Source organism: Kitasatospora sp. NPDC058170 (assembly GCF_042883905.1).
Classification (GTDB): domain Bacteria; phylum Actinomycetota; class Actinomycetes; order Streptomycetales; family Streptomycetaceae; genus Kitasatospora.
The window spans coordinates 19,397-41,470 of the sequence record NZ_JBHVUV010000022.1 but is presented as its reverse complement, the minus strand read 5'-3'; the positions used below and the strand labels follow the sequence as shown (position 1 = coordinate 41,470).

Annotated in this window: 19 protein-coding genes; 8 read left to right on the top strand and 11 right to left on the bottom strand. The window is 73.9% G+C overall.

Going from position 1 to position 22,074, the window contains the following annotated elements:
* Nucleotides 1-66: 66 nt before the first annotated feature.
* The 4 genes from ACFVVX_RS24390 to ACFVVX_RS24375 form a co-directional block, all read right to left on the bottom strand.
* On the bottom strand, nucleotides 67-879 hold the full coding sequence (locus tag ACFVVX_RS24390) for an SGNH/GDSL hydrolase family protein (protein WP_387948719.1): 813 nt from the start codon (nucleotides 877-879) through the stop codon (nucleotides 67-69).
* A gap of 410 nt (nucleotides 880-1,289) precedes the next feature.
* A complete protein-coding gene (locus tag ACFVVX_RS24385) occupies nucleotides 1,290-2,672 on the bottom strand; it encodes a glycosyltransferase (protein WP_387948718.1) in 1,383 nt (460 codons plus the stop codon).
* 10 nt (nucleotides 2,673-2,682) lie between these two features.
* Complete coding sequence (locus ACFVVX_RS24380) at nucleotides 2,683-4,011, bottom strand: glycosyltransferase family 4 protein (protein ID WP_387948717.1); 1,329 nt, start codon at nucleotides 4,009-4,011, stop codon at nucleotides 2,683-2,685.
* 178 nt (nucleotides 4,012-4,189) lie between these two features.
* The gene (locus ACFVVX_RS24375) at nucleotides 4,190-4,378 is read right to left on the bottom strand and encodes a YegP family protein (protein ID WP_387948716.1); all 189 of its coding nucleotides are present in this window, start codon (nucleotides 4,376-4,378) and stop codon (nucleotides 4,190-4,192) included.
* 541 nt (nucleotides 4,379-4,919) lie between these two features.
* On the opposite strand from ACFVVX_RS24375, the gene ACFVVX_RS24370 reads away from it, so the two are divergent.
* The 5 genes from ACFVVX_RS24370 to ACFVVX_RS24350 all read left to right on the top strand — a co-directional run bounded on the left by ACFVVX_RS24370 (nucleotide 4,920) and on the right by ACFVVX_RS24350 (nucleotide 9,790).
* Complete coding sequence (locus tag ACFVVX_RS24370; protein ID WP_387948715.1) at nucleotides 4,920-6,848, top strand: ATP-binding cassette domain-containing protein; 1,929 nt, start codon at nucleotides 4,920-4,922, stop codon at nucleotides 6,846-6,848.
* 209 nt (nucleotides 6,849-7,057) lie between these two features.
* A complete protein-coding gene (locus ACFVVX_RS24365; protein WP_387948714.1) occupies nucleotides 7,058-7,450 on the top strand; it encodes a hypothetical protein in 393 nt (130 codons plus the stop codon).
* Between the two features lie 282 nt (nucleotides 7,451-7,732).
* The gene (locus ACFVVX_RS24360; protein WP_387948713.1) at nucleotides 7,733-8,386 is read left to right on the top strand and encodes a molybdopterin-dependent oxidoreductase; all 654 of its coding nucleotides are present in this window, start codon (nucleotides 7,733-7,735) and stop codon (nucleotides 8,384-8,386) included.
* Nucleotides 8,376-9,026 carry a Dyp-type peroxidase gene (locus tag ACFVVX_RS24355; RefSeq protein ID WP_387948712.1) on the top strand — a complete coding sequence of 217 codons (651 nt, stop codon included), beginning with the start codon at nucleotides 8,376-8,378 and terminating at the stop codon, nucleotides 9,024-9,026. Before ACFVVX_RS24360 ends, ACFVVX_RS24355 begins: the two co-directional genes overlap by 11 nt.
* 62 nt (nucleotides 9,027-9,088) lie before the next feature.
* The gene (locus tag ACFVVX_RS24350; RefSeq protein WP_387948711.1) at nucleotides 9,089-9,790 is read left to right on the top strand and encodes a DUF1963 domain-containing protein; all 702 of its coding nucleotides are present in this window, start codon (nucleotides 9,089-9,091) and stop codon (nucleotides 9,788-9,790) included.
* A gap of 308 nt (nucleotides 9,791-10,098) precedes the next feature.
* Here ACFVVX_RS24350 and sph read toward each other — a convergent pair whose 3' ends face one another.
* The 3 genes from sph to ACFVVX_RS24335 form a co-directional block, all read right to left on the bottom strand.
* The gene (sph, locus tag ACFVVX_RS24345) at nucleotides 10,099-11,151 is read right to left on the bottom strand and encodes a sphingomyelin phosphodiesterase (RefSeq protein WP_387948710.1); all 1,053 of its coding nucleotides are present in this window, start codon (nucleotides 11,149-11,151) and stop codon (nucleotides 10,099-10,101) included.
* A 72-nt stretch (nucleotides 11,152-11,223) separates the two neighbouring features.
* Nucleotides 11,224-13,320 (bottom strand): MMPL family transporter, encoded by a 2,097-nt coding sequence (locus ACFVVX_RS24340; RefSeq protein WP_387948709.1) that lies wholly within the window; start codon nucleotides 13,318-13,320, stop codon nucleotides 11,224-11,226.
* Between the two features lie 117 nt (nucleotides 13,321-13,437).
* Nucleotides 13,438-14,400 carry a deoxyribonuclease IV gene (locus ACFVVX_RS24335; RefSeq protein ID WP_387948708.1) on the bottom strand — a complete coding sequence of 321 codons (963 nt, stop codon included), beginning with the start codon at nucleotides 14,398-14,400 and terminating at the stop codon, nucleotides 13,438-13,440.
* 167 nt (nucleotides 14,401-14,567) lie between these two features.
* On the opposite strand from ACFVVX_RS24335, the gene ACFVVX_RS24330 reads away from it, so the two are divergent.
* From ACFVVX_RS24330 to ACFVVX_RS24320, 3 genes are all read left to right on the top strand, one after another.
* Nucleotides 14,568-15,815, top strand: a complete 1,248-nt coding sequence (locus tag ACFVVX_RS24330) for a cytochrome P450 (protein ID WP_387948707.1) — start codon at nucleotides 14,568-14,570, stop codon at nucleotides 15,813-15,815.
* Between the two features lie 404 nt (nucleotides 15,816-16,219).
* A complete protein-coding gene (locus ACFVVX_RS24325; RefSeq protein ID WP_387948706.1) occupies nucleotides 16,220-17,305 on the top strand; it encodes a nitrous oxide reductase family maturation protein NosD in 1,086 nt (361 codons plus the stop codon).
* A 79-nt stretch (nucleotides 17,306-17,384) separates the two neighbouring features.
* Nucleotides 17,385-18,416 carry a methyltransferase gene (locus ACFVVX_RS24320; protein ID WP_387948705.1) on the top strand — a complete coding sequence of 344 codons (1,032 nt, stop codon included), beginning with the start codon at nucleotides 17,385-17,387 and terminating at the stop codon, nucleotides 18,414-18,416.
* Nucleotides 18,417-18,521: 105 nt separating this feature from the next.
* Here ACFVVX_RS24320 and ACFVVX_RS24315 read toward each other — a convergent pair whose 3' ends face one another.
* The 4 genes from ACFVVX_RS24315 to ACFVVX_RS24300 form a co-directional block, all read right to left on the bottom strand.
* Nucleotides 18,522-19,220 (bottom strand): class F sortase, encoded by a 699-nt coding sequence (locus ACFVVX_RS24315; protein ID WP_387948704.1) that lies wholly within the window; start codon nucleotides 19,218-19,220, stop codon nucleotides 18,522-18,524.
* 105 nt (nucleotides 19,221-19,325) lie between these two features.
* A complete protein-coding gene (locus ACFVVX_RS24310) occupies nucleotides 19,326-19,769 on the bottom strand; it encodes a hypothetical protein (RefSeq protein WP_387948703.1) in 444 nt (147 codons plus the stop codon).
* 260 nt (nucleotides 19,770-20,029) lie between these two features.
* Complete coding sequence (locus tag ACFVVX_RS24305) at nucleotides 20,030-20,533, bottom strand: hypothetical protein (RefSeq protein ID WP_387948702.1); 504 nt, start codon at nucleotides 20,531-20,533, stop codon at nucleotides 20,030-20,032.
* 1 nt (nucleotide 20,534) lies between these two features.
* A complete protein-coding gene (locus tag ACFVVX_RS24300) occupies nucleotides 20,535-21,866 on the bottom strand; it encodes a tyrosinase family protein (RefSeq protein WP_387948701.1) in 1,332 nt (443 codons plus the stop codon).
* Nucleotides 21,867-22,074 lie beyond the last annotated feature (208 nt).

The window sequence follows — 22,074 nt, the reverse complement described above, 5'->3', positions numbered from 1 at the left end:
GCGACCCGATGCCTCACACGACCCATTTGCCGGGCGGTCCTATCGCTCCTCTCGGTCCTATCGCTCCTAGCCGAGGGAGTTGAGAGCGGCCGCTGCCGCTCGGGCCATCTGCTCGTCGTATCGGCCGGTGCCGCCCCGGATGCGGGCCAGGCCTTCGGCGGCGGCCAGGGCGAGCAGGCCGGGGAGGAGGTCGGTGCTGCGGTCGACGACCCAGCGGGTGCCCTTGGTGGCCATCCACCACAGGTCGTTGGCCAGGCCGGGAGGCGGTTCGGCCGGCTCGGCGACGGGTGCGGGTCCGAGTGGTCGGCCGACCGTGGCGAGTTGGTGGTGGAAGCCCCGGGCGATCAGGTGGTGCCCCTCCGTGCTGGGGTGCAGCCGGTCGACGCTCAGCAGCCGCCGTTCCGCCGACCAGGGCAGGTCGGCGATGTGCAGGTGCACGGCCCGGTGCCGCGCGGACAGTGCGTGCACCACGGTGTTCACCGCCCGCATCCGCCGGGCCAGCGGACGGGCCAGCGGCCGTGGCAGCCGCAGCAGCGTGCCCGGATCGGGTAGGCAGGCGGTGAGCAACACCGCACCGCCGGCGGACAGTTCGCCCAGCGTGGCATCCAACTCCAGCGTGGTGCGCCGGATGTCGAACCCGGCACGCAGGGTGTCGTTGCCCCCGACCACCACGGCGGCCACGTCGGGGCGCAGCGCCAGGGCGGCGGGCAACTGTTCCGCTGCGAGGTCGGCGGCCAGCGCGCCGCTGCGGGCGAGGTTGCTGAACTCGACGCCCGTCTCCGCCGGCGCCAGCGACCGTGCCAGCAACGCCGCCCACCCCCGCCATCCGCCGCCCACCGGGTCGCCCACCCCCTCCGTCAGTGAATCCCCGAGCGCCACGAACCGCACCGGCTCCCCGACCGGCCGGCCATCTCCGTTCGCGCCCCCCACCGTCACTGTCACCGTCTGACCTCGCACCTCGCGAGAGGCCTCCCGCCCCTCGGTCCGCAGGGTCTCGCCTGCCAAAAATATGTCGACCGGTCTACATAGTTTCGCGGGAGTGGGCTCCCGCCCGTCGCCGCCCTTGAATATGTCGACCGGTCGACATATTCCTTCTCCCGTCGCAGCATCGCCGCACCCCAAAGGCTCAAATCTATAGACCGGTCGACATATTTCCCCAGGCTGGCCCGCCTGTCCTTCGCATTCCATGTAGACCGGTCTACATATTTCACTCGCCAGCCGCGCACCCTGCCCCTCCGTCAGCTCGCTCATCGCTTTCCCCGTCCTCCCTCCTCGCCCTCCTGACCCTCCTAGCCCTGCCCTCCCGCCCTGCCCCGCCCGGACCTCCCTCCCAGCTCTCCTTTCTCGCCCCGCCCCGACCGCTCGCCCCGCCCTTCCCGCTCTCCCTGCCTCTCGCCGGAGTGGGAAGTCGGCCGGTCCGACTTCCCACTCAACGCCTCCGCTGCACCGCCCACCCCTGAACCATCGCCGGACCCCTCCACCCCGCCGCTCGCCCCAGCAACGCCCGCCCTAGCAACGCCCGCCTCACCAACGCCCGCCCGCGCACCGTGCGCGGCCAGGAACGCCTCCACCGCCGCCGGCCAGCCGAACTGTTCGGCCTGGGCGCGCGCCACCGCCCGGCGGTCCGCCTCCGGCCGCGACAACAGCTCGCGAGCCGCCTCGGCGAACCCCGCGCCACTGTCCTCGGCCGCCACGCCCGCCGGGCCGACCAGCCCGGGAAGGGCCGAGGAACGGCTCACCGCCACCGGTGTCCCACAGGCGAGCGCCTCCATGGCGGCCAGGCCGAAGGTCTCCACCGGGCCGGGCGCGAGCACCACATCGGCGCACCCCAGCAACCGGGCCAGAGCCGCGCGCCCGCCGACGTGCCCGAGGAAGTGCACCGGCAGCCGTAGCCGCCCGGCCTGGGCGGCGAGCCGCTCCCGCAACGGTCCCGTGCCGGCCACCGCCAGGACGGCCGGAAGGCCGCCCGACCGCAGCAGGGCGAGCGCGTCGAGGGCCCGCTCGGGCTGCTTCTCCGCCGACAGCCGGGAGCAGAGCACCAGCAGCACCTGCTCCGGCTCCGCGTACTGCGCCCGCTCGTACGCCCGCGCGGTCGCTGCCGACGGGCGCATGGCCACCAGGTCCACACCCAGTGGAGCCCGCGCCAGGTTTCGCACACCGAGGCGGTGGAACTCGGCGGCGGCCCAACCGGTCGTACAGACCACGGTGTCGTACGCCCGCGCGGTGCGGCCGTTGAGCCGGTCCGCCGCCGCACCGGCCAGGCCGTCCGGGACACCCCAGGTGCGCAGCAGCCCGGCGGCACTCTCGTGCGACACCATCACGGAGCGCACGCCGTGCCGCCGCGCCCACGCGCCCGTCCAGCGCAGGGTGGTGCGGTCGGAGACCTCCAAGCGGTCGGGCGCCAGCCGTTCCAGCTCGCGCGCCACCGCCCGCCGGTCGGTGAGCAGCCGGTAGCCGCCGCTGCCGGGCAGGACCGGTCCCGGCAGCGTGACGACCAGCCCCTGCTCGCTCTCCTCCTCCGCCCGCGCCGCTCCGGGTACGACCAGCACCGCCTCGTGCCCGGCGGCCAGGTAGCCCGCGCCGAGGTGTCGCAGCGCGGTCCGCAGCCCGCCCGACACCGGGGTGACGAAGTTCGCCACCCGGACGATTCGCAGCCCGCCAGTCGTGCTCATACCGTCGTCCTCATGCCGGCAACTCCTCCGCCACCACGGGCTGCACCACGGCGGGGGCCACAGCGGGAGCCACGGTCGGCGGTGCGACCGGCGGTGCGACCGGAGCCGCGGCCGATGGTGCCACCGACGGTGCGACCGGCAGGGCCACCCCCCGGTGCTCCGCCAGGACCTCCGCGTAGTGCCGCAGCAGAAGGTCCCCGACCGCCTCCCAGGTGCGGGCCGTCACCTCCGCCCGCCCGGCGCGCCCGTACGCGGCCCGCAACTCCTGGTCCCCGGCCAGCGCCGTCACCGCCCGGGCCACCGCCTCGCCGTCCCGGGGCGGGACGAGCAGCCCGGTGCGGTGGTGGGCGACGAGGTCCAGCGGACCCCCGGCGGCCGGACCGATCACCGGTACCCCGCTGGCCATCGCCTCCTGGATGGTCTGGCAGAAGGTCTCCAGCGGGCCGGTGTGCACGAAGACGTCCAAGGTGGCGAAACAGCGGGCCAGTTCGTCCCCGGTCCGGCGGCCGAGGAAGACGGCGCCGGGCATCGCGGCTTTGAGCCCGGGCGCGCTCGGCCCGTCGCCGATCACCACCACCCGGACCCCGGGCAGCGCGGAGGCCGCCGCCAGCAGGTCGAGCCGTTTCTCGGGTGCGAGCCGCCCGACGTACCCGACCAGCACCTCCCCGCCGGGTGCGAGCGCCCGGTGCAGGGCCTCGTCCCGGTGGCGCGGGTGGAAGCGGACGGAGTCCACCCCGCGCGGCCACAGCTGGACCCGGGGGACGCCGTGCGCGGTGAGGTCCTGCGCGGCGGGCGTGGACGGCGCCAGGGTGCGGGCGGCCGCGCCGTGGATGGTCCGGATGCGGTGCCAGGCGGCGGCCTCGCCGAGGCCGCGCCCGGCCCGGTAGGCGTGCGCATAGCCGGCGAGGTCGGTCTGGTAGACGGCGACGGCGGGTACGCCCAGCCGGGTGGCGACCTGCATGCCGCGCGCCCCGAGCACGAACGGGCTGGCCAGGTGCACTATGTCGGGCCGGTGCCCCGCGACGGCGGCGGCCAGCCGCCGACTGGGCAGCGCGATCCGGACCTGCGGGTAGCCGGGCAGCGGCATGGACGGGATCCGGACCACGGGCAGTTCCCCCACCCCGTCCCCGGCCCCGAAAGCCGGCTCCCCGGCATCGGGGCCGGTGCCGCCGCCCGCACCGAACGTGTGCGGCGGGCACTCGGCGCCGCGGGCGGGGGCCGGGGTGATGACGAGCGGTTGGTGGCCCCGGCGCACCAGATGCTCGGCCGTCCGCAGCACGCTGTGGGCGACTCCGTTGACCTCGGGAGGGAAGGATTCGGTGACGATGACGACGCGCATGTCAGAGTTCTGTCCGCACCCGGCGTGCACGCGGCCAAAGGGATCTGTCGTACAAACGAACGCAGGTCGGCGATTTGTACCGCCGACCCGCGTTACCGCCGGTCTGCCGGTCCGTCGATCACGGACCGCAGTCGGCAGACCGCCCGCGGCCCCGCCTCACGCGGGGCCGCACGAGACCTCAGGCCGAGCCTGCCGTCTCCTTGAGGTCCGCATAGGGCGCGAGCTTCCGGAGCGACTCGATGCTCTTGATGCATTCGTCCCGGCTCTCCTGCGGGTCGCCGGTCACCACGACGGTGCCGTTGCTCGCCTTGAGCCTGAACCGGTGCATCCCGGTCTCGTCGGTGTAGAGCTCGAACTTGCCAGCCATGACAGTGGAAACCTCTCGTTCAGGGAGCCCCCTCGAACGGCAACGTAGGCCCAAACCCCTTCTGCCGCTTGTCAGATGAGGCATTCGGGTTTCCGCCAAACGGGTCACGACCACCCCGAACGGGGCAGCTCGGGCCGGGTGCGTCCCGCCCCCGCCGTCCATCGGACGGTTGCTCCGGACGGCCGCGCGATCATCCGCCGGAGGCTGCCCTGCCCCGAACCTCCGGCCGCCGCCCGCACCGCACTCCGATCGTGATCGACATCCACCAACTCGCCGATGCCCGCGTCGATTTACCCGGAAGGAGTGAGACCCGGGACGACACGCCGAACGAGCCGCCGCCGCCCTGCCAGGATCAGGGACCGCACCAGCAGCCCCGCCCCTCGCAGAGTGCCGCCCGGCACCGCTGCCACCCGAGTACGCCCGCCGCCGGGAGGCCGCGCATCGGCCGCCCGGCCATCCGGCCTGCCCGCGCACCCCGCGCACCCCCGCCGTCCCCAAGCACCCCGCCGCCGACCCAGGGAGCAACGTGACCAAGCCCAGCGTGAAACAGACTCCGACCCCGGAGGCCCCCGAGCCCGAGGAGCACCCGGAGGAGTTCCGGGCCCGCTACCACGGCGACAAGCGCCTGGAGGCCGGGGCGTCGATCTCCACCGCCGCCATGCTGCGCCGTCTGCCCCAGCTGATCCGCCGCGCCCTCGCCCTCGCCTGGGCCGTCGACCCGCGCTCCACCGTGCTCCTGCTGCTCTGCCAGGCCGCCTCCGGAGTGTTCGGCGCGCTCGCCCTGTACTCCACCACCGACACCCTGGCCGCGCTGCTCGTCCCCGGCCCCGTCGCCGAGCACCTGCAGGCCGCCGCCTCCCCGCTGACCGTCCTCACCGTCGCGGCCGTCCTGCGCGCCGTCCTCGGCATCGCCGTCACCACCCTGTCCAGCCGGGTCGCGCCCCGCATCAACCGCGAAGCCGACCTCGCGCTCATCGAGGCCGGGTGCTCCGCCGAACTCGCCGCGTACGACGAACCGTCCTACGGGGCGAACTGGGAGGCCGCCGACCGGGGTGCCGCCACCACCCCCGACCTGCTGTCCAACGCACAGGACGTCATCGCCTCCGCCGTCTCCCTGGTCGCGGCGGCCGGCGTCCTCACCACGCTGCACCCCCTGCTCGTCCCCTTCCTGCTGCTCGGCTCCGTTCCCACCGGGGTCGCCGCGGTGCACACCGCCCGCATCCACTACCTCGCCACCGTGACGACCAGCGAGGAACGCCAGGCCCTGCGGATCTACCGCTGGTTCCTGATCGACAAGGGCCGAGCCGACCAGGTGCGTTCCGACCAGGTCACCCCGTTCATGATGCAGAAGTACCGGCAGACCGAGGCCCGGATCGTCGCCGCCACCGACGACGCCGGCCGCAGGGCCGCCAAGGTCTCCCTCCTCGCGGCCATCGGGACCGGCACCGGGTCCGCCCTGATCTGGGGCACCCTGCTGCTCCTCTTCTCCACCGGCCGCATCGACCTCGCCGCCGCCGGCTCCGCCACCTTCGCCCTGCGCACCGCGGCCGGCGGCATCCAAGGAATGGTCGGGCACGGCGCCCGCCTCTACCGCATGGGCCTGTACCTCGACGACTTCTTCCGCTTCCTGGACGAGGCCGGTGGCCACCGCATCGCCCGCGGCAGCGCCGTGCCGGGACCGCCGAAGACGATCCAGGCCACCGACCTCACCTACGCCTACCCGGGCGAGCAGCAGAAGCCCGCGCTCCGCGGCGTCACCCTCACTCTCACCGAGGGGGAGATCGTCGCCGTGATCGGGCAGAACGGAAGCGGCAAGTCGACGTTCCTCAAGCTGCTGTCCGGCCTGTACCTGACGCAGCCCGGCGGAGGGTCGATCACCTGGGACGGCGTGCCGATCGAGACGCTGGACGCGGACGGGCTGTGGCGACATGTCGCCCGCGTCCCCCAGGAGTTCGCCCGTTGGCCCCTCCCGGCCTCCGAGAACCTGCACCTCGGGCACCACGACGGAGACCCCGACGAGGCGGTGGCCGAGGCCGCCGAACTCACCGGCTTCGACGAGATCGTGGCCCGGCTGCGGTCGGGCTGGCGCACCTTGCTGGCGCAGGGCTGGCTGGGCGGGGCCGAGTTGTCGGGCGGAGGCTGGCAGCGCGCCGCCGTCGCCCGGGCCTTCTACCGCACCGCCCGCCACCCGGGCCTGCTCATCCTCGACGAGCCGACCTCCGACCTCGACCCCCGTGCCGAGCACAGGATCCTCCACGCCCTGCGCGGTTTCGCGGCTGGCCGGATCACCCTGCTGGTCACCCACAACCTCGCCAACGCCCGTCTCGCGGACCGCATCGTCGTCATGGACCAGGGGCGCATCGTGCAGACCGGAACGTGGGACCAGCTCGCCGAGCGCCGCGACGGCCTCTTCCGCGAACTCCTCGACCTCCAACGCGACCGCACCGTCCCCGGCCAGCGCCGACAGTAACGCCGCGCCCCCAGGAGCCCGTGCCCGACGGGCGTTCGGGCCACCCAAGAGACCGTGAACCAAGACCAGGGCCGGGGCCGCTGTCGGCGCAGTCGCGGGCATCGGGTCGTGGCGGGGCGGGTGAGGGGAGCTTCGCCTCGTTCGACTACTCTGACCTGCGGAATTGCTCGTTGTAGCCTCGGGGGAGACCTGTGCGCCGCCACTCCGTCATGTCGATACTCCTGGGTGCTGTTCTCGCCGGCAGCCTGTGCGCCTGCGCGGAGAGTTCCACGACCACCACGGCTGCCGCGCCCGCAACGTCCGCCGGCAGCCCGTCCTTCGATGCCCGGTCAGTCCCCTGCCCGAAGCGGAAATGGCCGCAGCCGATCCCAACTGCGGCGATTGGCAATGGCGTCGGGTACTCGATGGTCGGGGAGCTCGACTGCTTCAATGTCACGCAGGCCGTGGCCCCGGACGGTCACGATGTCCTCGACGATGACCTGTCGGTGAGCCGGAAGTTCATCATTGTCAAGATCACGCCTGACGTCGGCACCATGGTCGGGATGGACGACGAGGTGGTCCTCACCGTGGACACGCACATGCCCGGGAGCGGGCCCACCTAAATTGCCTTCCTCGGATCCTGCCGTGCCGGCGCGCGTGGGCGCACCCGGCACCCCTGCCCGGATTGGGGTGGCGGCCGCTGGGTGATCGTCCAGTGCGGGGGCGGGCGGTTGGTGTTCCACGCCACTCGTGCCTGCCGGGCCGGGTTGCTTCAATCGCCCTACCAGGACGGCGCAGACGGTGGGCCGCGGATTCGGACGCCGCGCCGGACGTTCCTACTGCGGCCCCGGTTCCCCCACGGCTGCGCGCGGACCTTCACGCCCGCGCCGAGAGGAACCAACCCAGTGATTCACCGTCAGAGCCGCCGCACCCGCCGTGCCGTGCTCACCTCCGCCGCGGCCGTGGTCGCCCTGTTCGTCACCGGGTGCGCGAGCTCGTCCGGCGCGGCTGTACCCGCGGCCGCGCCGACCGCCTCGACAGCGCCGACCACCCGGACCACCCCGGCCACCCCGACCCAGACCGCCCCCACCCCGGCCGTTCCGCTCAAGCCCGGTGAGGTGCGGGTGGCCGGGCAGGTGGACAAGCCGTACACCCTCACCCTGGCGGACCTGCGCAAGCTGCCGCTGGTCACGGTGTCCGTCACCTACACCAGCGCCAAGGGCCCGCAGGCGCACAGCTTCGACGGCGTACCGCTGCACACCGTGCTGACGGCGGCCGCGCCGCGCTTCGACCGGAGCAAGAAGAACGGCGCCCTGCGCGGGGTCGTCGCGGCCACCGGGGGTGGCGACTACCGCGCGGTGTTCGGCTGGGCCGAGCTCGACCCGGACTTCGCCAAGTCACAGGTGCTGCTGGCCGTTTCGCAGGACGGCACGCCCTTCGACGACGCCGCAGGGCCGAGCCTGGTGGTACCGCAGGACACCAAGGGCGGGCGCTACGTCTCCGAGCTCAACCAGGTGTGGGTCGGAACCGTTGACCAGGCGGTCGACGGTGGCCGCTGAGCCGGACGCGGCTGGGCGCGCCACCGCGGGTCGGCCGGTGGCCCGGCGGGCCCTGCTCGGTGCGGGCGGCCTCGTGGCCCTCGCCGGGGGCGGCGCCGCGGCCGACCCCGTCCAGCGGGCCCGGATCGTTGTCACGGCTCCCGACGCACCGGGCTGGTTGGCGGGCGGCTCGTACGTGGTCGTGCGGCGAATCCGGATGCTCCTCGACCACTGGGACACTCTCCCCCTGGACCACCGCGAACAGGCCGTCGGCCGCCGGGTCGCCGACGGCGCACCGCTGACCGGCGGCACCGAGCACACCCCGGCCGACCTCGGCGCCGCCCGCCCCGACGGTGTCCCGGTGATAGCCGCCAACGCGCACATCCGGCTGGCCGCGCCCGCCTCCAACGACGGCGCGACCATGCTGCGGCCCAGCTGGTCGTACTACGACGGCCTGCGCCCCGACGGCACCCCGGACGCGGGGACGCTCTTCACGGCCTGGCAGGCGGACCCCCGGACGGGGTTCGTCCCCGTGCAGCGACGCCTCGCCCGCACCGACGGCCTGGGCCGGTACGTGGTCCACGAGGCGTCCGCCTTGTTCGCCGTCCCCGGCGGCGTCGAGCCGGGGGACTGGGTGGGGCGCGGCCTGCTGGCCCCCTGAGCCGGGCGGGCCGCGGGACCCGGCGCGGGGCCTGTCGGCGCCGTCTCCTACAGTCGGGCACCATGACGACCCTGCTGATCGATGCCGGGCCGGTGCCCGACGACGCCCTGGTGACCCGCATCGGAGGCCTGCCCCTGGCCCCGCCCGGCACCGGATGGCCCCGCTGCGCCTCCTGCGGCGGGCCGCTTCAGTTCCTCGCCCAGCTCCTGCTGGACGAGAACGGCCCCGATGCCGGTGTCCTGGCGCTGTTCGCCTGTCAGAACGACCCGGGTGGCTGCCAGGACTGGAACCCCGCCTCGGGTGCCAACCGCGCGCTGCTGTTCGCCGCCCCCGGCCTGGAACAGATCGCACTGCCCGACCTCGACGAAGACGAGGACGAAGACGACGAGGACGAAGAGGACGACGAAGAGGACGACGACGAGGATGACGACGAGGACGACGACGACAGCGTCCTCGTCCTGGGCGCCGTCCGCGCCGCCGCCCGGTACGACAGCGGCGAGCCCGACTACGGCAGCGCCCGCACCGCCTGGGCGGATCGGACCGGACGCTCCCGCAGGCAGGTGCTGGGCCAGGTCGGCGGTACCCCGTCCTGGCTCCAGAACGACGAGACGCCCTCCTGCCCGTCCTGCGCCGGCGCCATGCCGCTGGCCGTCCAACTGGAGGAGGGCCCCGACCCCCTGAGCGCCATGAACTTCGGCAGCGGGCGCGGCTACGCCTTCGCCTGCCCGCCGTGCGGCCGCGCCGTGTTCCTCTGGCAGTGCTGAGCGGACGGTGCCCGCGGAGCCGCTGGTCGGCCGACGGGGCAAGATGCCGAAACGGGGACCGGGAGGCCCGGCTGCGAACGGATCCCGGACCGCATCGGTGTCCTGCTGGAGGCCCTGGCGGACCTGGGGTTGCCCTACACCGTCGAGTTCGCGGACACCGAGGGACGCGAGCACCTCTACCGGTCCGAACCGTAGACGAAACCCCGCGCTGAGCCCCGCGTCGGCCCCGCCCCAGCCCCGCGCCCGCGCCCGCGCCGGGAGCCCACGGCCTCACGGCCTCACGGCGCCCGGCGCAGGTCCCCGGTGGACTAACCGGCCGTCAGCGGGTAGTGGTCGGAGAGGTCCTGGTAGGTGTAGCTCTTGCCCCAACTGCTCACCGTCCACGGCGCGCTGTGGGAACGGACCACCGTGTTGGTGTAGGTGGCAGGCCGCGCGTGGTCGGCACGGTAGAGGACGTAGTCGAGGTCCTCCTTCGGCTCACCGGGGTACCGGTAGGCGGCGATCGAGTTGTCGACCGTGTCGAAGGAGTACGGCCAGCCCGTCCGGGTGTCGGCCGGTGCGACGTTCGCGTTGGCGAGCAGCGAGGGGTACTCGGAGCCGTGCGAGTCGATGTTGAGGTCGCCCGCGATCAGCACCGGCTCGGCGGCCGGGATGTTCTTGCCGTCGATGAAGGACCGCATCGTCTGCAGCTGGGCCGCCCGCACCGCCGCCGGCTGTCCGGCCGAGCACCCGGTGTCGGTGGACTGCAGGTGCGTGCCGATGACGTGGGTGCGCACGCCGTTGACGTTCAGCACGGCGTAGACGAAGCCCTTGTTCGACCACCAGTCGCTTCCGCAGGCGTCCTTGAAGACGTACTGCTCCTTGCGCAGGATCGGCCACTTGCTGAGCAGCGTCACCCCGCCGTCCTCCGGGGTGCTGGAGGAGAAGCTGCCGCCGGTGGCGTCCCAGCCGCTGGTGGACCGGCCGACGACCGGGGTGTGGTACGGGTACGCACCGGAGGCCTGTGCGGTGAGCAGGTCGGACGCGGCGTTGTCGAAGGCCTCCTGGAGCACGACCACGTCGTGGCCCTGGAAGACGTCGGCGGCGGGGATCGCCTTGGCCCGGTAGTCCTGGCCCCAGTTGGGGTAGAGGTTCTTGCTCATCAGGAAGACGTTGTACGTCAGGACGTTGAGCGCCGGCACGGAACCGGCGGCACCAGCGGCACCAGCGGCACCAGCGGAAGCAGCGGAACCGGCGGCAGCCCCGAGAGCGGGAGCGGCCGAGGCGCCCGGCGCGGCGGCCAGCGGGGCGAGCAGGGTGGCGGCGGCCGCGCACGCGGCGGCGAGTCGCGAACCGCGACGGAGGGTGGCGGGAGTTGGCATGCGCGCAGTCAACGCGCCGTCGACCACGCCCGGCAAGACTTCTGACGAGAACCGTGTGAACTCATCGGTAACTCAGAGATGTCTGGCCAACTCCCCCTCCTCCCGATCGACTTGCCTGGACAACTTGCCCGGCCACCACATGTGCCGGTCCAGGTCCATGGTCAGCGCTGTCACCAGCACCGAGCGCACCACCAGGGTGTCCAGCAGCACGCCGAGCGCCACCGCGAAGCCGATCTCGGCGAACCCCACCACCGGCAGCGTCCCCAGCACCGCGAAGGTGCTGGCCAGGATCAGCCCGGCCGAGGTGATCACCCCGCCGGTCGCGGCCAGCCCGGCCACCGCGCCCTTGCGGGTGCCGTGCTGGGCGGACTCCTCCCGTACCCGCGTCATCAGGAAGATGTTGTAGTCGATCCCGAGCGCGACCAGGAAGACGAAGACGAACAGCGGGAACGCGCTGTCCTCGCCCTCGAAGTGGAAGACGTGCTCGAAGAAGAACACGCTGATGCCGAGGGCCGCCGCGTAGCTCAGCACCACCGTCGCGATCAGCACCAGCGGCGCGGTGACCGCCCGCAGCAGCAGCGCCAGGATCACCAGCACCACGCCCAGGACCAGCGGGATGATCGCCCGGTTGTCGTTCGTGGCGGCCCGGCCGGCGTCCAGGATCACCGCGGTGCTGCCGCCCACCTGGGCGTCCGCGCCGGGTACGGCGTGCACGTTCGCGCGCACCCGGTCCACGGTGTCCTTGGCGGCCTGGCTGTCCGGCGGATCGGCCAGGGTGGCCTGGAACAGTGCCTGTCCCTCGTGCGTCACGGGCTCCGAGGTGCCCGCCACGCCCTGCGTCGCCTGCGTCACGGCCCGCACGGTGCCCGCGGTGTCCGCCGTGCCGATGACGGTCAGCGGGGCGCCCGTCCCGCCGGGGAAGTGCTGCTCCAGCACCTGCTGGCCGACCACCGAGTCCGGTGTGCCGGTGAAGGAGCCCGCCGTGCTCAGGCCGGTGGCGTTCAGCGACACCAGCCCCACGCAGCAGGCCGCCAGCGCCAGCGCGGTGCCCACCCAGACCTTGCGCGGCCGGGCGCCGATCCACCCGCCGATGTGCGCCCAGCGGCCGGACCTGGTCGGCTCCGGCGTCCCGTACCCGGGCTTGACCGGCCAGAACACCCAGCGGCCCATGATCACCAGCAGGGCCGGCAGCAGGGTCGTCATGGCGGCCAGGGCCACCACCACACCGATCGCGCAGACCGGGCCGAGGCCGCGGGTGGAGTTCATCTCGGCGACCAGCAGGCAGAGCATCGAGGCGATCACCGTCGCCGAGGAGGCCAGGATCGCCGGGCCGGCCCGGTGCAGGGCGAAGGCCATCGCCTCGTGCCGGTCCTCGTGACGTCTCAGCTCCTCGCGGTAGCGCGCGGTGAGCAGCAGCGCGTAGTCCGTCCCCGCCCCCAGGACCAGCACGATCAGGATGCCGGCGCTCTGCGCGTTGACGGTGAGCCCGCTGTGTTCGGCCAGCAGGTAGATGACCGCCTGCGCGACCACCAGCGCCCCGGCCGCGGAGATGAGCGGCAGGGTCCACAGGACCGGGCTGCGGTAGGTCAGCAGCAGCAGGACGATCACGACGCTGACGGTGGCGAACAGCAGGGTGCCGTCGATGCCCGCGAACGCCTCCGCCTGGTCGGCGCCCACCCCGGCGGGGCCGGTGACGTGGGTGGCCATGCCGTTGCTGTCGGTGTCCGCGGTCGCGCGCAGGCTGTCCACCGCCGGACGCAGGTCCTGCCAGCCGCCGGTGCCGATGTCGATCGGCACGATGGTCTGCATCGCCTGGCCGTCCGTCGACACCACCGGGCCGATCACCGGGCCCACCACGTGCGGGGCGGTGGCGAAGGCCGCCGCGTCCCGGGCGGCCTCGGCCCGGTCGGCGATCGTGATCCCGCTGTCGCGCTGGTACACGACCACGGCCTGTGCGGTGTCCACCGGCTGGAAGGCGCGCTGCTCGTTGAGGACCTGGGTGGACTCCGCGTTGCCGGGCAGCCAGCTGGAGGCCTGATTGTCCTCCGCGTCGGTGAGTTTGCCGGCCAGCGGGCCCGCCACCACCAGCAGGACCAGCCACAGGGCCAGCACCACCCACTTGCTGCGCCGCCCGCACGGCAGTGCGGCCAGTCTCCGGATCGGGCTCATCGGGAAACCCCCAGGGCCTCGGGCATCAGTCGTCCCAGCCTCCCACCGCCCCGGCGACCCGGCAGCCCGGGGCGGCCGGCCCAGGGGGCCACCCGCACGGGGGAGCCCCGCCAAGTCCTAGATCGGGACGGCGGCCCGCTCGCGCAGCTCCTTGAGCAGCGCGATGTCCAGCGCGTGGCCGGCTCCGTCGCCACCGTGCTTGCGGTCCGGGGTCTCGACGATCAGCGGGACCCCTGCCGTCTCCGGGTGCTCGAACAGCTCCCGGAACGGCTCCGCGCCGATCCGCCCGGCGCCGATGTTGGCGTGGCGGTCCTTGCGTGCGCCGACCACGTCCTCCGAGTCGTTGGCGTGGATCAGCCGCAGCCGCCCCGGCCCGGCGGCCGCGACCAGCGCGTCCAGCGCCTCCCGGACACCGCCGGGGGCGGCCAGGTCGTGGCCGGCCGCGAAGGCGTGACAGGTGTCCAGGCAGACCCCGACCCCCGGGTGGCCGTCGAGCGCGTCCACGTACTCGGCGAGGTCCTCCATCCGCGAGCAGAGCGAGCTGCCCTGACCGGCCGTCGGCTCCAGCAGCAGGGGCGCCGTCCCGCCGAGCGCGTCCAGCTCGTCCAGCAGCGGGCGGACGTCCGCGCGGACCTGCGCCATCGCCTCCGCCCGCCGGGAGCCGCCGCCGGGCGCCGAACCGACCGCCGAACCGGTGTGCACCACCACGCCCAGCGCGCCGATCGCGTGCCCGCGCAGCAGCGAGTGCCGCAGCGAGGCGATCGAGTGCTCGCGGGTCGCCGCGCTGTCCGAACCGAAGTTGATCAGGTACGGCGCGTGCACGTACGCGGGGATGCCCTGCTCGGCGCAGGCGGTCCGGAACTCCTCGTCCTGCGCCGGGTTGCCCGGGGGAGTGGCCCAGCCGCGCGGGTTCGCCACGAACACCTGCACCGACTCGGCGCCCACCCGCCGCGCGTACGCCAGCCCCGTCCCGGCCAGCCCCCGGGCCGCCACCGGCACGTGGGCGCCGATCGGATTGCGGACGGTCACCACGGACGGCGGAGCGGTCGTCGGGAGGGCGGGCGGAGCGGCGGTGTTCATGGCCCCGAGCATGCCACGCCGCCCCGACCCGGCCGGCACCGGGCGACGGTGCCACCACCGGGGCGTCCTCTGTACCCGATCGAGTGAAACCCGGACCCGAACGTTAGGCCGGGCAGCCCCCGGGTAGTTACCAGACGTGACCGACCCATGACCCAGCGGAGGCATCCATGACCACGGTCGAGCCCGTCGAGACGGTGGACCTGCGCGCCGCCCAGCTGGTGGGGGACCCGTTCGCCGCCTTCTCCCGGATCCGCGAGCGCGCCCCGCTCGCCCGCGGGACCATCCCCGGGGTGGAGCCGGTCTGGATCGCCACCCGTTACGAGGACGTCCGCGCCGTGCTCACCGACCCGCGCTTCGTCAACGACGCCGCGAACGTGCCCGGCGCCGCGCCCGCCCACCGCACCGAGCAGGTCTGGCGGGCCCGCGGCCTGCCGCCGGAGTGCGAGCAGTACCTGCGCGCGGGCGTATTCGACGCGGACGGCGCCGAGCACCGGCGTCTGCGCGGGCTGGTCCACCCTTCCTTCACCGCCGGCACCGTCGGCCGGCTGCGCCCGCGGATCGAGCGGCTCGCCGAGCAGTACGCCCACGCCCTGCGGGAGCACGCCGACGAGGCCGGCGTCGTCGACCTGATCGCCCACTTCGCCTACCCGCTGCCGGTCACCGTCATCTGCGAGCTGCTCGGCATCCCCGAACCGGACCGGCCGCAGTGGCGCGAGTGGAGCTCCTACCTCGGCCGCGGCGCCGGGCCGGGGCTGGACGACGCGCTGCGCGCGATGATCGAGGCCGCCCGGGAGCTGATCGACCGCCGCCGGGCCGAGCCCGGCGACGACCTGGTCTCCCGGCTGGCCGCAGCCGAGGGCGGCACGCTCGACCCGGTCGAGACCGTCTCGCTGATCCTCAACCTCATCGTCGCCGGCCACGAGACCACCGCCACCCTGATCGGCAACGGCATGGCCGCGCTGCTCGCCCACCCCGGGCAACTCGCCCTGCTGCGCGCCGATCCCGGCCTACTGCCCGCCGCCGTCGACGAGCTGATGCGCTGGTGCGGCCCGACCCTCGGGGCGCTGCCGCGCTACGCCACCGAGGACCTCACCCTGGCCGGCACGCTGATCCGCAGGGGCGAGGCGGTGATGCCGATCCTCGCCGGGGCCAACCACGACCCCCGGGTGTTCGCCGAGCCCGAGCGCCTCGACGTCTGCCGGGCCGCCGCGCCGCACCACGAGGTCCACCTCGGCTTCGGCCACGGCGCCCACCGCTGCATCGGCGCCGCGCTCGCCCACGAGGAGGCCGTCGTCGCCTTCGGCGCGCTGCTGCGCAGCTACCCCGACCTCGCCCTCGCCGTCGACCCGGACGCCATCGAGCGCGGGCCGAACCCGGTCGCCTGGCACCTCGCCGCCCTGCCCGTCCGCCTCTGACCCTCCGCCTGCGCCACCTCGGTTCTGACCCTCCGTCGCCCCGCCTCCCACGCCTCCATGCCCGCGCCCGACCGCCCATGCGGCCGGGCGCGTCGCCATGCCCGCCGCCGGACGCCGCCGCCCTGCCTACCTGCCTTCCCGCCGCCACCCCGCCACCCGCTCCGGCCACCCCCGCGACCCCCGGTCGGCCCCCACACCCGCAGGCCAGTTTTCAACCCGCTCGCCCGCCGCGCTACCACCACTGGCCGACGCTCCGTCAGTCCCGCAGCCCAGCCCTGGTGGCGGGGCCACCGGTGCGCCCATAGCGTCGATTCGGCCGACAGTCCCACCGGCCGTCATCCTCCGCTCACATCGCGTCACCGCGCCGGCGTCCCGCGAGCGCGTAAGAAAGCAGGTCACCACTCATGCCCACGCGACGGGTCCACCACCTCGCCGCCGCCACCGCCGCGGCCCTGACCACCGCTCTGACCACCTCGCTCGCCACCCTCGGCACCGCGCCCCCGGCCCACGCCGCCGACGCCCTGCACCTGGTCCAGCCGGGCGAATCGATTCAGCAGGCCGTCGACGCCGCCCAGCCCGGCGACACCGTCCAACTGCTGCCCGGCACCTACCGGGGCAGCGTCCGGATCACCACCGCGGGCCTCACCCTGCGCGGCGCGGGCGCGGAGAGCGTGATCACCCCGGGTGACACCGCGGACGGCAACGCCTGCGCCGCCGCCGGCCACGGCCTCTGTGTCGTCGGCACCGAGGGCCACCCCCTCGCCGACGTCCGGATCGAGGCGCTGGCCGTCACCGGCTTCCGCAAGAACGGCATCGACGCCAGCGGGACCACCGGTATGACAGTCCGCGCCGTCCAGGTGCACGACAACGGCCAGCAGGGCATCAGCCAGGAGCGCTCCACCCGGGCCGTGATCGTCGGCAACGAGTCGACCCGCAACGGCCAGTCCGGCGTCTTCCTCGCCAACAGCGTGGACAGCGAGGGCGGCGCCCTCAGCACGGACGGCACCGTGGTCAGCGGCAACGTGCTCGCCGACAACCGGATCGGCGTCACCGTCCGGCGCCTGCGCGACCTGAGCGTCGAGCAGAACGAGATCCACGGCAACTGCGGCGGTGTCTTCATCGTCGGCGACGAGGGCGTGCCGCGCGCGGGCGCGCTGACGGTCACCCGGAACCGGGTGGTCGCCAACAACAAGTACTGCCCGCCCAACCCCCGGCTGGACTACATCCAGGGCACCGGCATCCTGCTCACCGGCGCCGAGCAGACCACGGTGACGGACAACCAGGTCAGCGGCAACGTCGGGGCCTCGCCGATGTCCGGCGGCATCGTCCTCTTCCGCAGCGTCGTCGGCGTCGCCAACGCCAGCAACACCGTCACCGGCAACCTCGTCCTCGGCAACGGCCCGGCGGACCTCGCCGACCGCGACACCGGCACCAGCAACTCCTTCGCGCGCAACCACTGCGTGGTCTCCGAGCCGGCCGGCCACTGCTGACCAGGCCCGCCCCGAACCGGCCACCGCACCCCACCACCCCCAGCCCTGCCCCGCCCCGCCCCCAACCGAAAGACGGCACATGACCACCGCACCCGCCACCACCCCGCAGGCAGCGATGCGCCTGCGGGAGCTCGTCTTCGGCGCCGCCTGCGCCGCCGCCGTCCGTGCGGCCGCCCGGCTCGGCGTCGCCGACGCGCTCGGCGACACCCCGACCACCGTCACCGACCTCGCGGCCGCGCTCGACACCGAGCCCAAGCCGCTGCGCCGCCTGCTGCGCGCCCTCACCTGCTACGGCATCTTCACCGAGGTCGGCGACGACCGCTTCGAGCACACCGAGATGTCCCGCCTGCTGCGCGAGGACGCGCCCAACAGCCTGCGCTACATCTCGCTCTGGTGCACCGAGCCGTGGACCTGGGAGGCCTGGCCGAAGCTGGACGAGGCCGTCCGCTCCGGCCGCAACGTCTTCCCCGAGCTGTTCGGCAAGGAGTTCTTCGACTACCTGCACAGCGAAGGGGGTGACTCGGCCAAGGTCTTCGACAAGGCGATGACCACCTCCAGCCGGCAGTCCGCCGCGGACTTCGCCGACTACCTCGACCTCACCGGGATCGACTCCGTGGTCGACATCGGTGGGGGCCAGGGCCACGTGCTGGCCAGCCTGCTGGAGAAGCACCCGGCGCTGCACGGCACCCTGCTCGACCTGCCCAAGGTGGTGGCCGGCGCGGACCCGCGGCTCCGCGAGGGCGGCGCGTTCTCCGCCCGGGCGCGGCTGGTGCCCGGCGACTGCCGGGTGGACATCCCGGTCCGCGCCGACCTCTACATCATCAAGAACATCCTGGAGTGGGACGACGCCAGCACCCGGCGCACCCTCGCCAACGTGGTCGCGGCGGCCCGCCCGGGCGCCCGGGTCGTGGTGGTCGAGAACCTGGTCGACGACAGCCCGTCGATGCGCTTCACCACCGCCATGGACCTGATGCTGCTGCTCAACGTCGGCGGCGCCAAGCACTCCAAGGAGAGCATGGTGCGGCTGATGGAGGAGGCCGGCCTGGACATCGCCGAGGTCCGCCCGGTCAACCCGTACCTGCACGCCTTCGAGGCCACCGTGCGCGGCTGACACCCGCCGCAGGGCCGACAGGACGACGGACCGCCCGCACCGGATCGGTGCGGGCGGTCCGTTCGTCGCGACTCGTGGTCGCCCGGCCTCGGCGAGCGTGGTCGCTCAGGCCTTGTGCGAGGACTCCAGGTGGGCGAAGACCACCACGTTGTCCAGGTAGTCCTTGCGCTTCTTGTCGTAGGTGCCGCCGCAGGTGATCAACCGCAGCTGGGCGTCCGGGGTCTTCCCGTAGACCTTCTGGTCGGGGAACGCGGACTTGGCGAAGGTCTCCACGGAGTCCACCGAGAAGACGGCGACCGTGCCGTCCGCGCGCGACACCTCGACCTTGTTGCCGGGCAGCAGCAGGCTCAGCAGCAGGAACACCGCAGGGCCCTTGGCGGTGTCCACGTGCCCGGCCACCACGGCGCTGCCGCGCTCGCCGGGGGTGGCGCCGCCGCGGTACCAGCCCACCAGGTTCTTGTCGTCCGGAGGCGGCGCGTCGAGCTGCCCGCCGGGGTTCAGCGTCAGCTCGGTGAACGGCGCGTCGACGCCGATCTGCGGAATCCGCAGCCGGGTCGGCTTGGCCGACTTCAGAACCGGCGCCGCGGGCGCGGCGGGCGTCGCCTTCGGAGCGGCCGCGGCAGCGGCCGCCGGGCCCGCGCCCGGTACGGCGGGGGCGGAGGCCGCCGGGGGAGCGGCCTGGACCGGCTCGGGCGCGGACGAGGGCGCCGTGTCGACCGAGTTGTACATCACCAGCAGACCGACCGCCGCCGCGCCCACCCCCGCGCGCAGCAGCCGGGACGTCCCATGGACCACACCGGCCATCACTCACTCCTCCCGTCCGGTGCGTGCACCGCCCCCGGCGCCCCCGCCGTGGCCGACGCGGTGAGGCGGCGGCCACGGCGGGGAGGCACGGGGAGCGGCGCCGGGTCAGACCGCGGCGCCCGCGGTCCGGCGACCGCGGCGCAGCGCGAGGGCGCCGGCCCCGAGGCCGCCGAGCAGCAGCACGGCACCCGAGGCGAGACCGCCGCCGGACAGCGCGAGGCCGCCACCGCCGGTGTGCACGCCACCGTGCGGGGCCTTGTACTCCTCGGCCTTGGACTCGCCCTTGGACTCACCCTTGGACTCGCTCTTGGAGTCGGACTTCGATTCGGACTTCGAGTCGGCCTTGTGCTCCTCGCCCGAGGAGCCGCTCTGCTTCTCCTCCCAGGTCTTCTGGCCCTCCGGGCTGGCGGACTTCTCCTGCTTCTCCTGCCAGGTGAGGTTCGCGCCCTGGTCGGGGGTGCCGTCCGCGAAGGCGAGGGGGGAGCCGACGGCCAGGACGGCGGCGACGGCCGCTCCGGCGAGCAGCGTGCGAGTACGTGCAGAACGCATGAGGGTGATCCTTTTCCGGCGCCGGCCGCGACTGCCGACAGGTCGTCTGGCAAGGGGACTCGCGGAGGTGCGCCTGATCCACCGTCAACCACCGTGGTGGCCGCTGCCACCGGAGGGAGGCGGTGACGGGCGCCGACGTGCGCCCTTCGAGTGGACTCCCGGGGATGTTCACCCGGCTGGCCCGGCGATCCGAGTGATTCCCGTCCGGGGAGGTCTGATCGGGTGCCCCGGGGTCTCCCGGGGCAGGGCCGCCGCCCGGATCAGTGCAGCTGTTGCACACCCGCGCTGTCACGGGCGAAGACCAGGCGGGTGTCGGTGGGGAGGTAGCGCTCCTTCAGGGTGAAGGCGGTGGGCGTGCCGGCGACCGGGGCGTCCGGCGGTTCGAGGGAGAGGGCGTACGTCTTGGCGCTGTCCGTCTCGTTCTCCAGCTGGAGCCAGCCCGTGAAGCCGGCGGCGGGGAAGGTGCCGGTCGCGGTGACGGTCACGGCGGATGCCGTCCGGGTGAGGGTGAAGGACGCCGTGCCCGGCTGCAGGCGCTTGTGCCCGCTCGTGTGCCAGCGGCGGAAGAGCGCGATCCACTCCTCGGGCCACGGCCCGCCGTCGGCGTCCGGCGGCATACCGGCGCCGTCGATCCGGGCGAGGATGTCGTCGGCGTTCTCGACGACGGAGTCGAAGTCCCAGAGGTCGACCGCGAAGGCCATGTGCTCGCGGTCGGTGGCCCGGAACATGGGTCGGATGTGGAGCTCGAAGACGGGAGTGCGCATATCAGCTGTAGACCTCCATCATGACGTCCTTCAGGGCCACTTCCCCGACCAGGCCCGGCGGGTGCTGGGGCAGCCCGGTGGAGGTGGGCGAGGGGAGGTACTGAAGGGTGAGTACGTGCGTTTCGGGGGCGGAGGGCGACGCCGCGAGGACCGCGGTGACGTCGAAGCGGGCCGTGCAGGCGGTCGGGTGGTGCGGGTGCGGGTGGGCGTCGCCCGGGTGGCCGGGGTGTCCGTCCCCGTGGCCGGCGGGTCCGCCGCCGTGGTCGTGTTCGACGGCGCCGTGGTGCGCCTTCCACAGCGCGGCGTAGCCGACGCCGTAGCGCTCCGCGAACTCCGGGTCCTCGCCGCGGAACGCGACGTCGGCGGGGTGGACGAAGCCGCGCACCACGTAGCTGCCGGTCACCGGGATCCTCAGTTCGTCGAGCCGCACGACCACCCTCCGCCCGCGGGCGGGCGGGGCCGGGAGGCCGAACCGGGCCCGGGAGGTCTCCCGCAGCTCGGTCGTGAGGTCGGTCGAGGAGTCCAGGCCCAGCGGCCGGGTCGCCAGCAGCGTGCGTGCGACGGCCGGCGGGGTCGCGGTGCCGAAGGCCGCCGCGAGCTGCGCGGTGTACTCGTAGGCGTAGTCCAGCGCCGGGGTGTCCGCGAAGTCCGCCACCTTGTGCCGTGGCTGGGAGAGGAAGCCGCGCAGGTCGCGGGTGGGTGAGGTGGGGGCGGGCGACCCGTTGCGCCGCTGCCACTCGGCCCAGAGCAGGTCGAGGAAGCTGTGGAAGCTGAAGTAGATCGGGTCCAGCGCCGCCGTCTCCGGGTCCGCCATCAGGCCGCCGATGAAGTCGGAGTGCATGAAGTTGTGCGGCCCGAGCTCCAGCCGCCCGTAGTCGCCGCCCGGGTGGGCCTTCGGGTAGCCGCCGAACGCGCCCTGGTCGGTCTCGGCCGTCACGATCCGCAGGGTGTCGGGCGGCAGTCCCACCGGCGCCTCGCTGCGTCCGTCGGCGAACAGCCCGGGCGTGGCGAACGCGGGCGGGAACTTCCCGCCCGGCTGCGGGTGCAGCCAGTCCCAGTACGGCACCGTGACGTTCGCCGTCCGCGGCGGGTCGGACTCCTGCAGCAGCCGCTCGAAGTACCAGAGGTGTGCGCGGTGCCAGGGCAGGAAGAGGTCGCTGCCGTGCTCGCAGGGGCCCACCAGCTGGTCGTTGTGCAGCGCGGCCTGGTGGTCGTACCCGCTCGGGTCCGCCGGGTCCGCCGCGGACCGCGCGCGCAGGATCCCGAGCGCGTGGACGTAGTCGTCCAGTTCCGCAGGGGCGAGGGAGTTGATGTCGCGTCGGCTCTTGGCCATGGTGGCACCTCCGTCGCGGAACAACGTATGCGAACCGGATGGCCGCTCCCGGTAGCCGGTCCGGTGCGGCGTGTTCGGCGCGGCGCCCGCCCCGGGGTGCTGCGGGCGCTGCCGCGTCCGCCCCGGCGCTCTGTGATGCGCCGGGCTGCGCCCCTGTCCGCGGCGGAGTTCCGGTGGTGACATGGACGCGACAACCCATCGGCGGTCC

Bases quoted from the DNA above. Each gene is read 5' to 3' on its own strand.
- ACFVVX_RS24385 (WP_387948718.1), bottom strand. From the start codon at position 2,672: ATGAGCACGACTGGCGGGCTGCGAATCGTCCGGGTGGCGAACTTCGTC.
- ACFVVX_RS24380 (WP_387948717.1), bottom strand. From the start codon at position 4,011: ATGCGCGTCGTCATCGTCACCGAATCCTTCCCTCCCGAGGTCAACGGA.
- ACFVVX_RS24375 (WP_387948716.1), bottom strand. From the start codon at position 4,378: ATGGCTGGCAAGTTCGAGCTCTACACCGACGAGACCGGGATGCACCGG.
- ACFVVX_RS24365 (WP_387948714.1), top strand. From the start codon at position 7,058: ATGTCGATACTCCTGGGTGCTGTTCTCGCCGGCAGCCTGTGCGCCTGC.
- ACFVVX_RS24350 (WP_387948711.1), top strand. From the start codon at position 9,089: ATGACGACCCTGCTGATCGATGCCGGGCCGGTGCCCGACGACGCCCTG.
- sph (WP_387948710.1), bottom strand. From the start codon at position 11,151: ATGCCAACTCCCGCCACCCTCCGTCGCGGTTCGCGACTCGCCGCCGCG.
- ACFVVX_RS24340 (WP_387948709.1), bottom strand. From the start codon at position 13,320: ATGAGCCCGATCCGGAGACTGGCCGCACTGCCGTGCGGGCGGCGCAGC.
- ACFVVX_RS24335 (WP_387948708.1), bottom strand. From the start codon at position 14,400: ATGAACACCGCCGCTCCGCCCGCCCTCCCGACGACCGCTCCGCCGTCC.
- ACFVVX_RS24330 (WP_387948707.1), top strand. From the start codon at position 14,568: ATGACCACGGTCGAGCCCGTCGAGACGGTGGACCTGCGCGCCGCCCAG.
- ACFVVX_RS24325 (WP_387948706.1), top strand. From the start codon at position 16,220: ATGCCCACGCGACGGGTCCACCACCTCGCCGCCGCCACCGCCGCGGCC.
- ACFVVX_RS24320 (WP_387948705.1), top strand. From the start codon at position 17,385: ATGACCACCGCACCCGCCACCACCCCGCAGGCAGCGATGCGCCTGCGG.
- ACFVVX_RS24315 (WP_387948704.1), bottom strand. From the start codon at position 19,220: ATGGCCGGTGTGGTCCATGGGACGTCCCGGCTGCTGCGCGCGGGGGTG.
- ACFVVX_RS24310 (WP_387948703.1), bottom strand. From the start codon at position 19,769: ATGCGTTCTGCACGTACTCGCACGCTGCTCGCCGGAGCGGCCGTCGCC.
- ACFVVX_RS24305 (WP_387948702.1), bottom strand. From the start codon at position 20,533: ATGCGCACTCCCGTCTTCGAGCTCCACATCCGACCCATGTTCCGGGCC.
- ACFVVX_RS24300 (WP_387948701.1), bottom strand. From the start codon at position 21,866: ATGGCCAAGAGCCGACGCGACATCAACTCCCTCGCCCCTGCGGAACTG.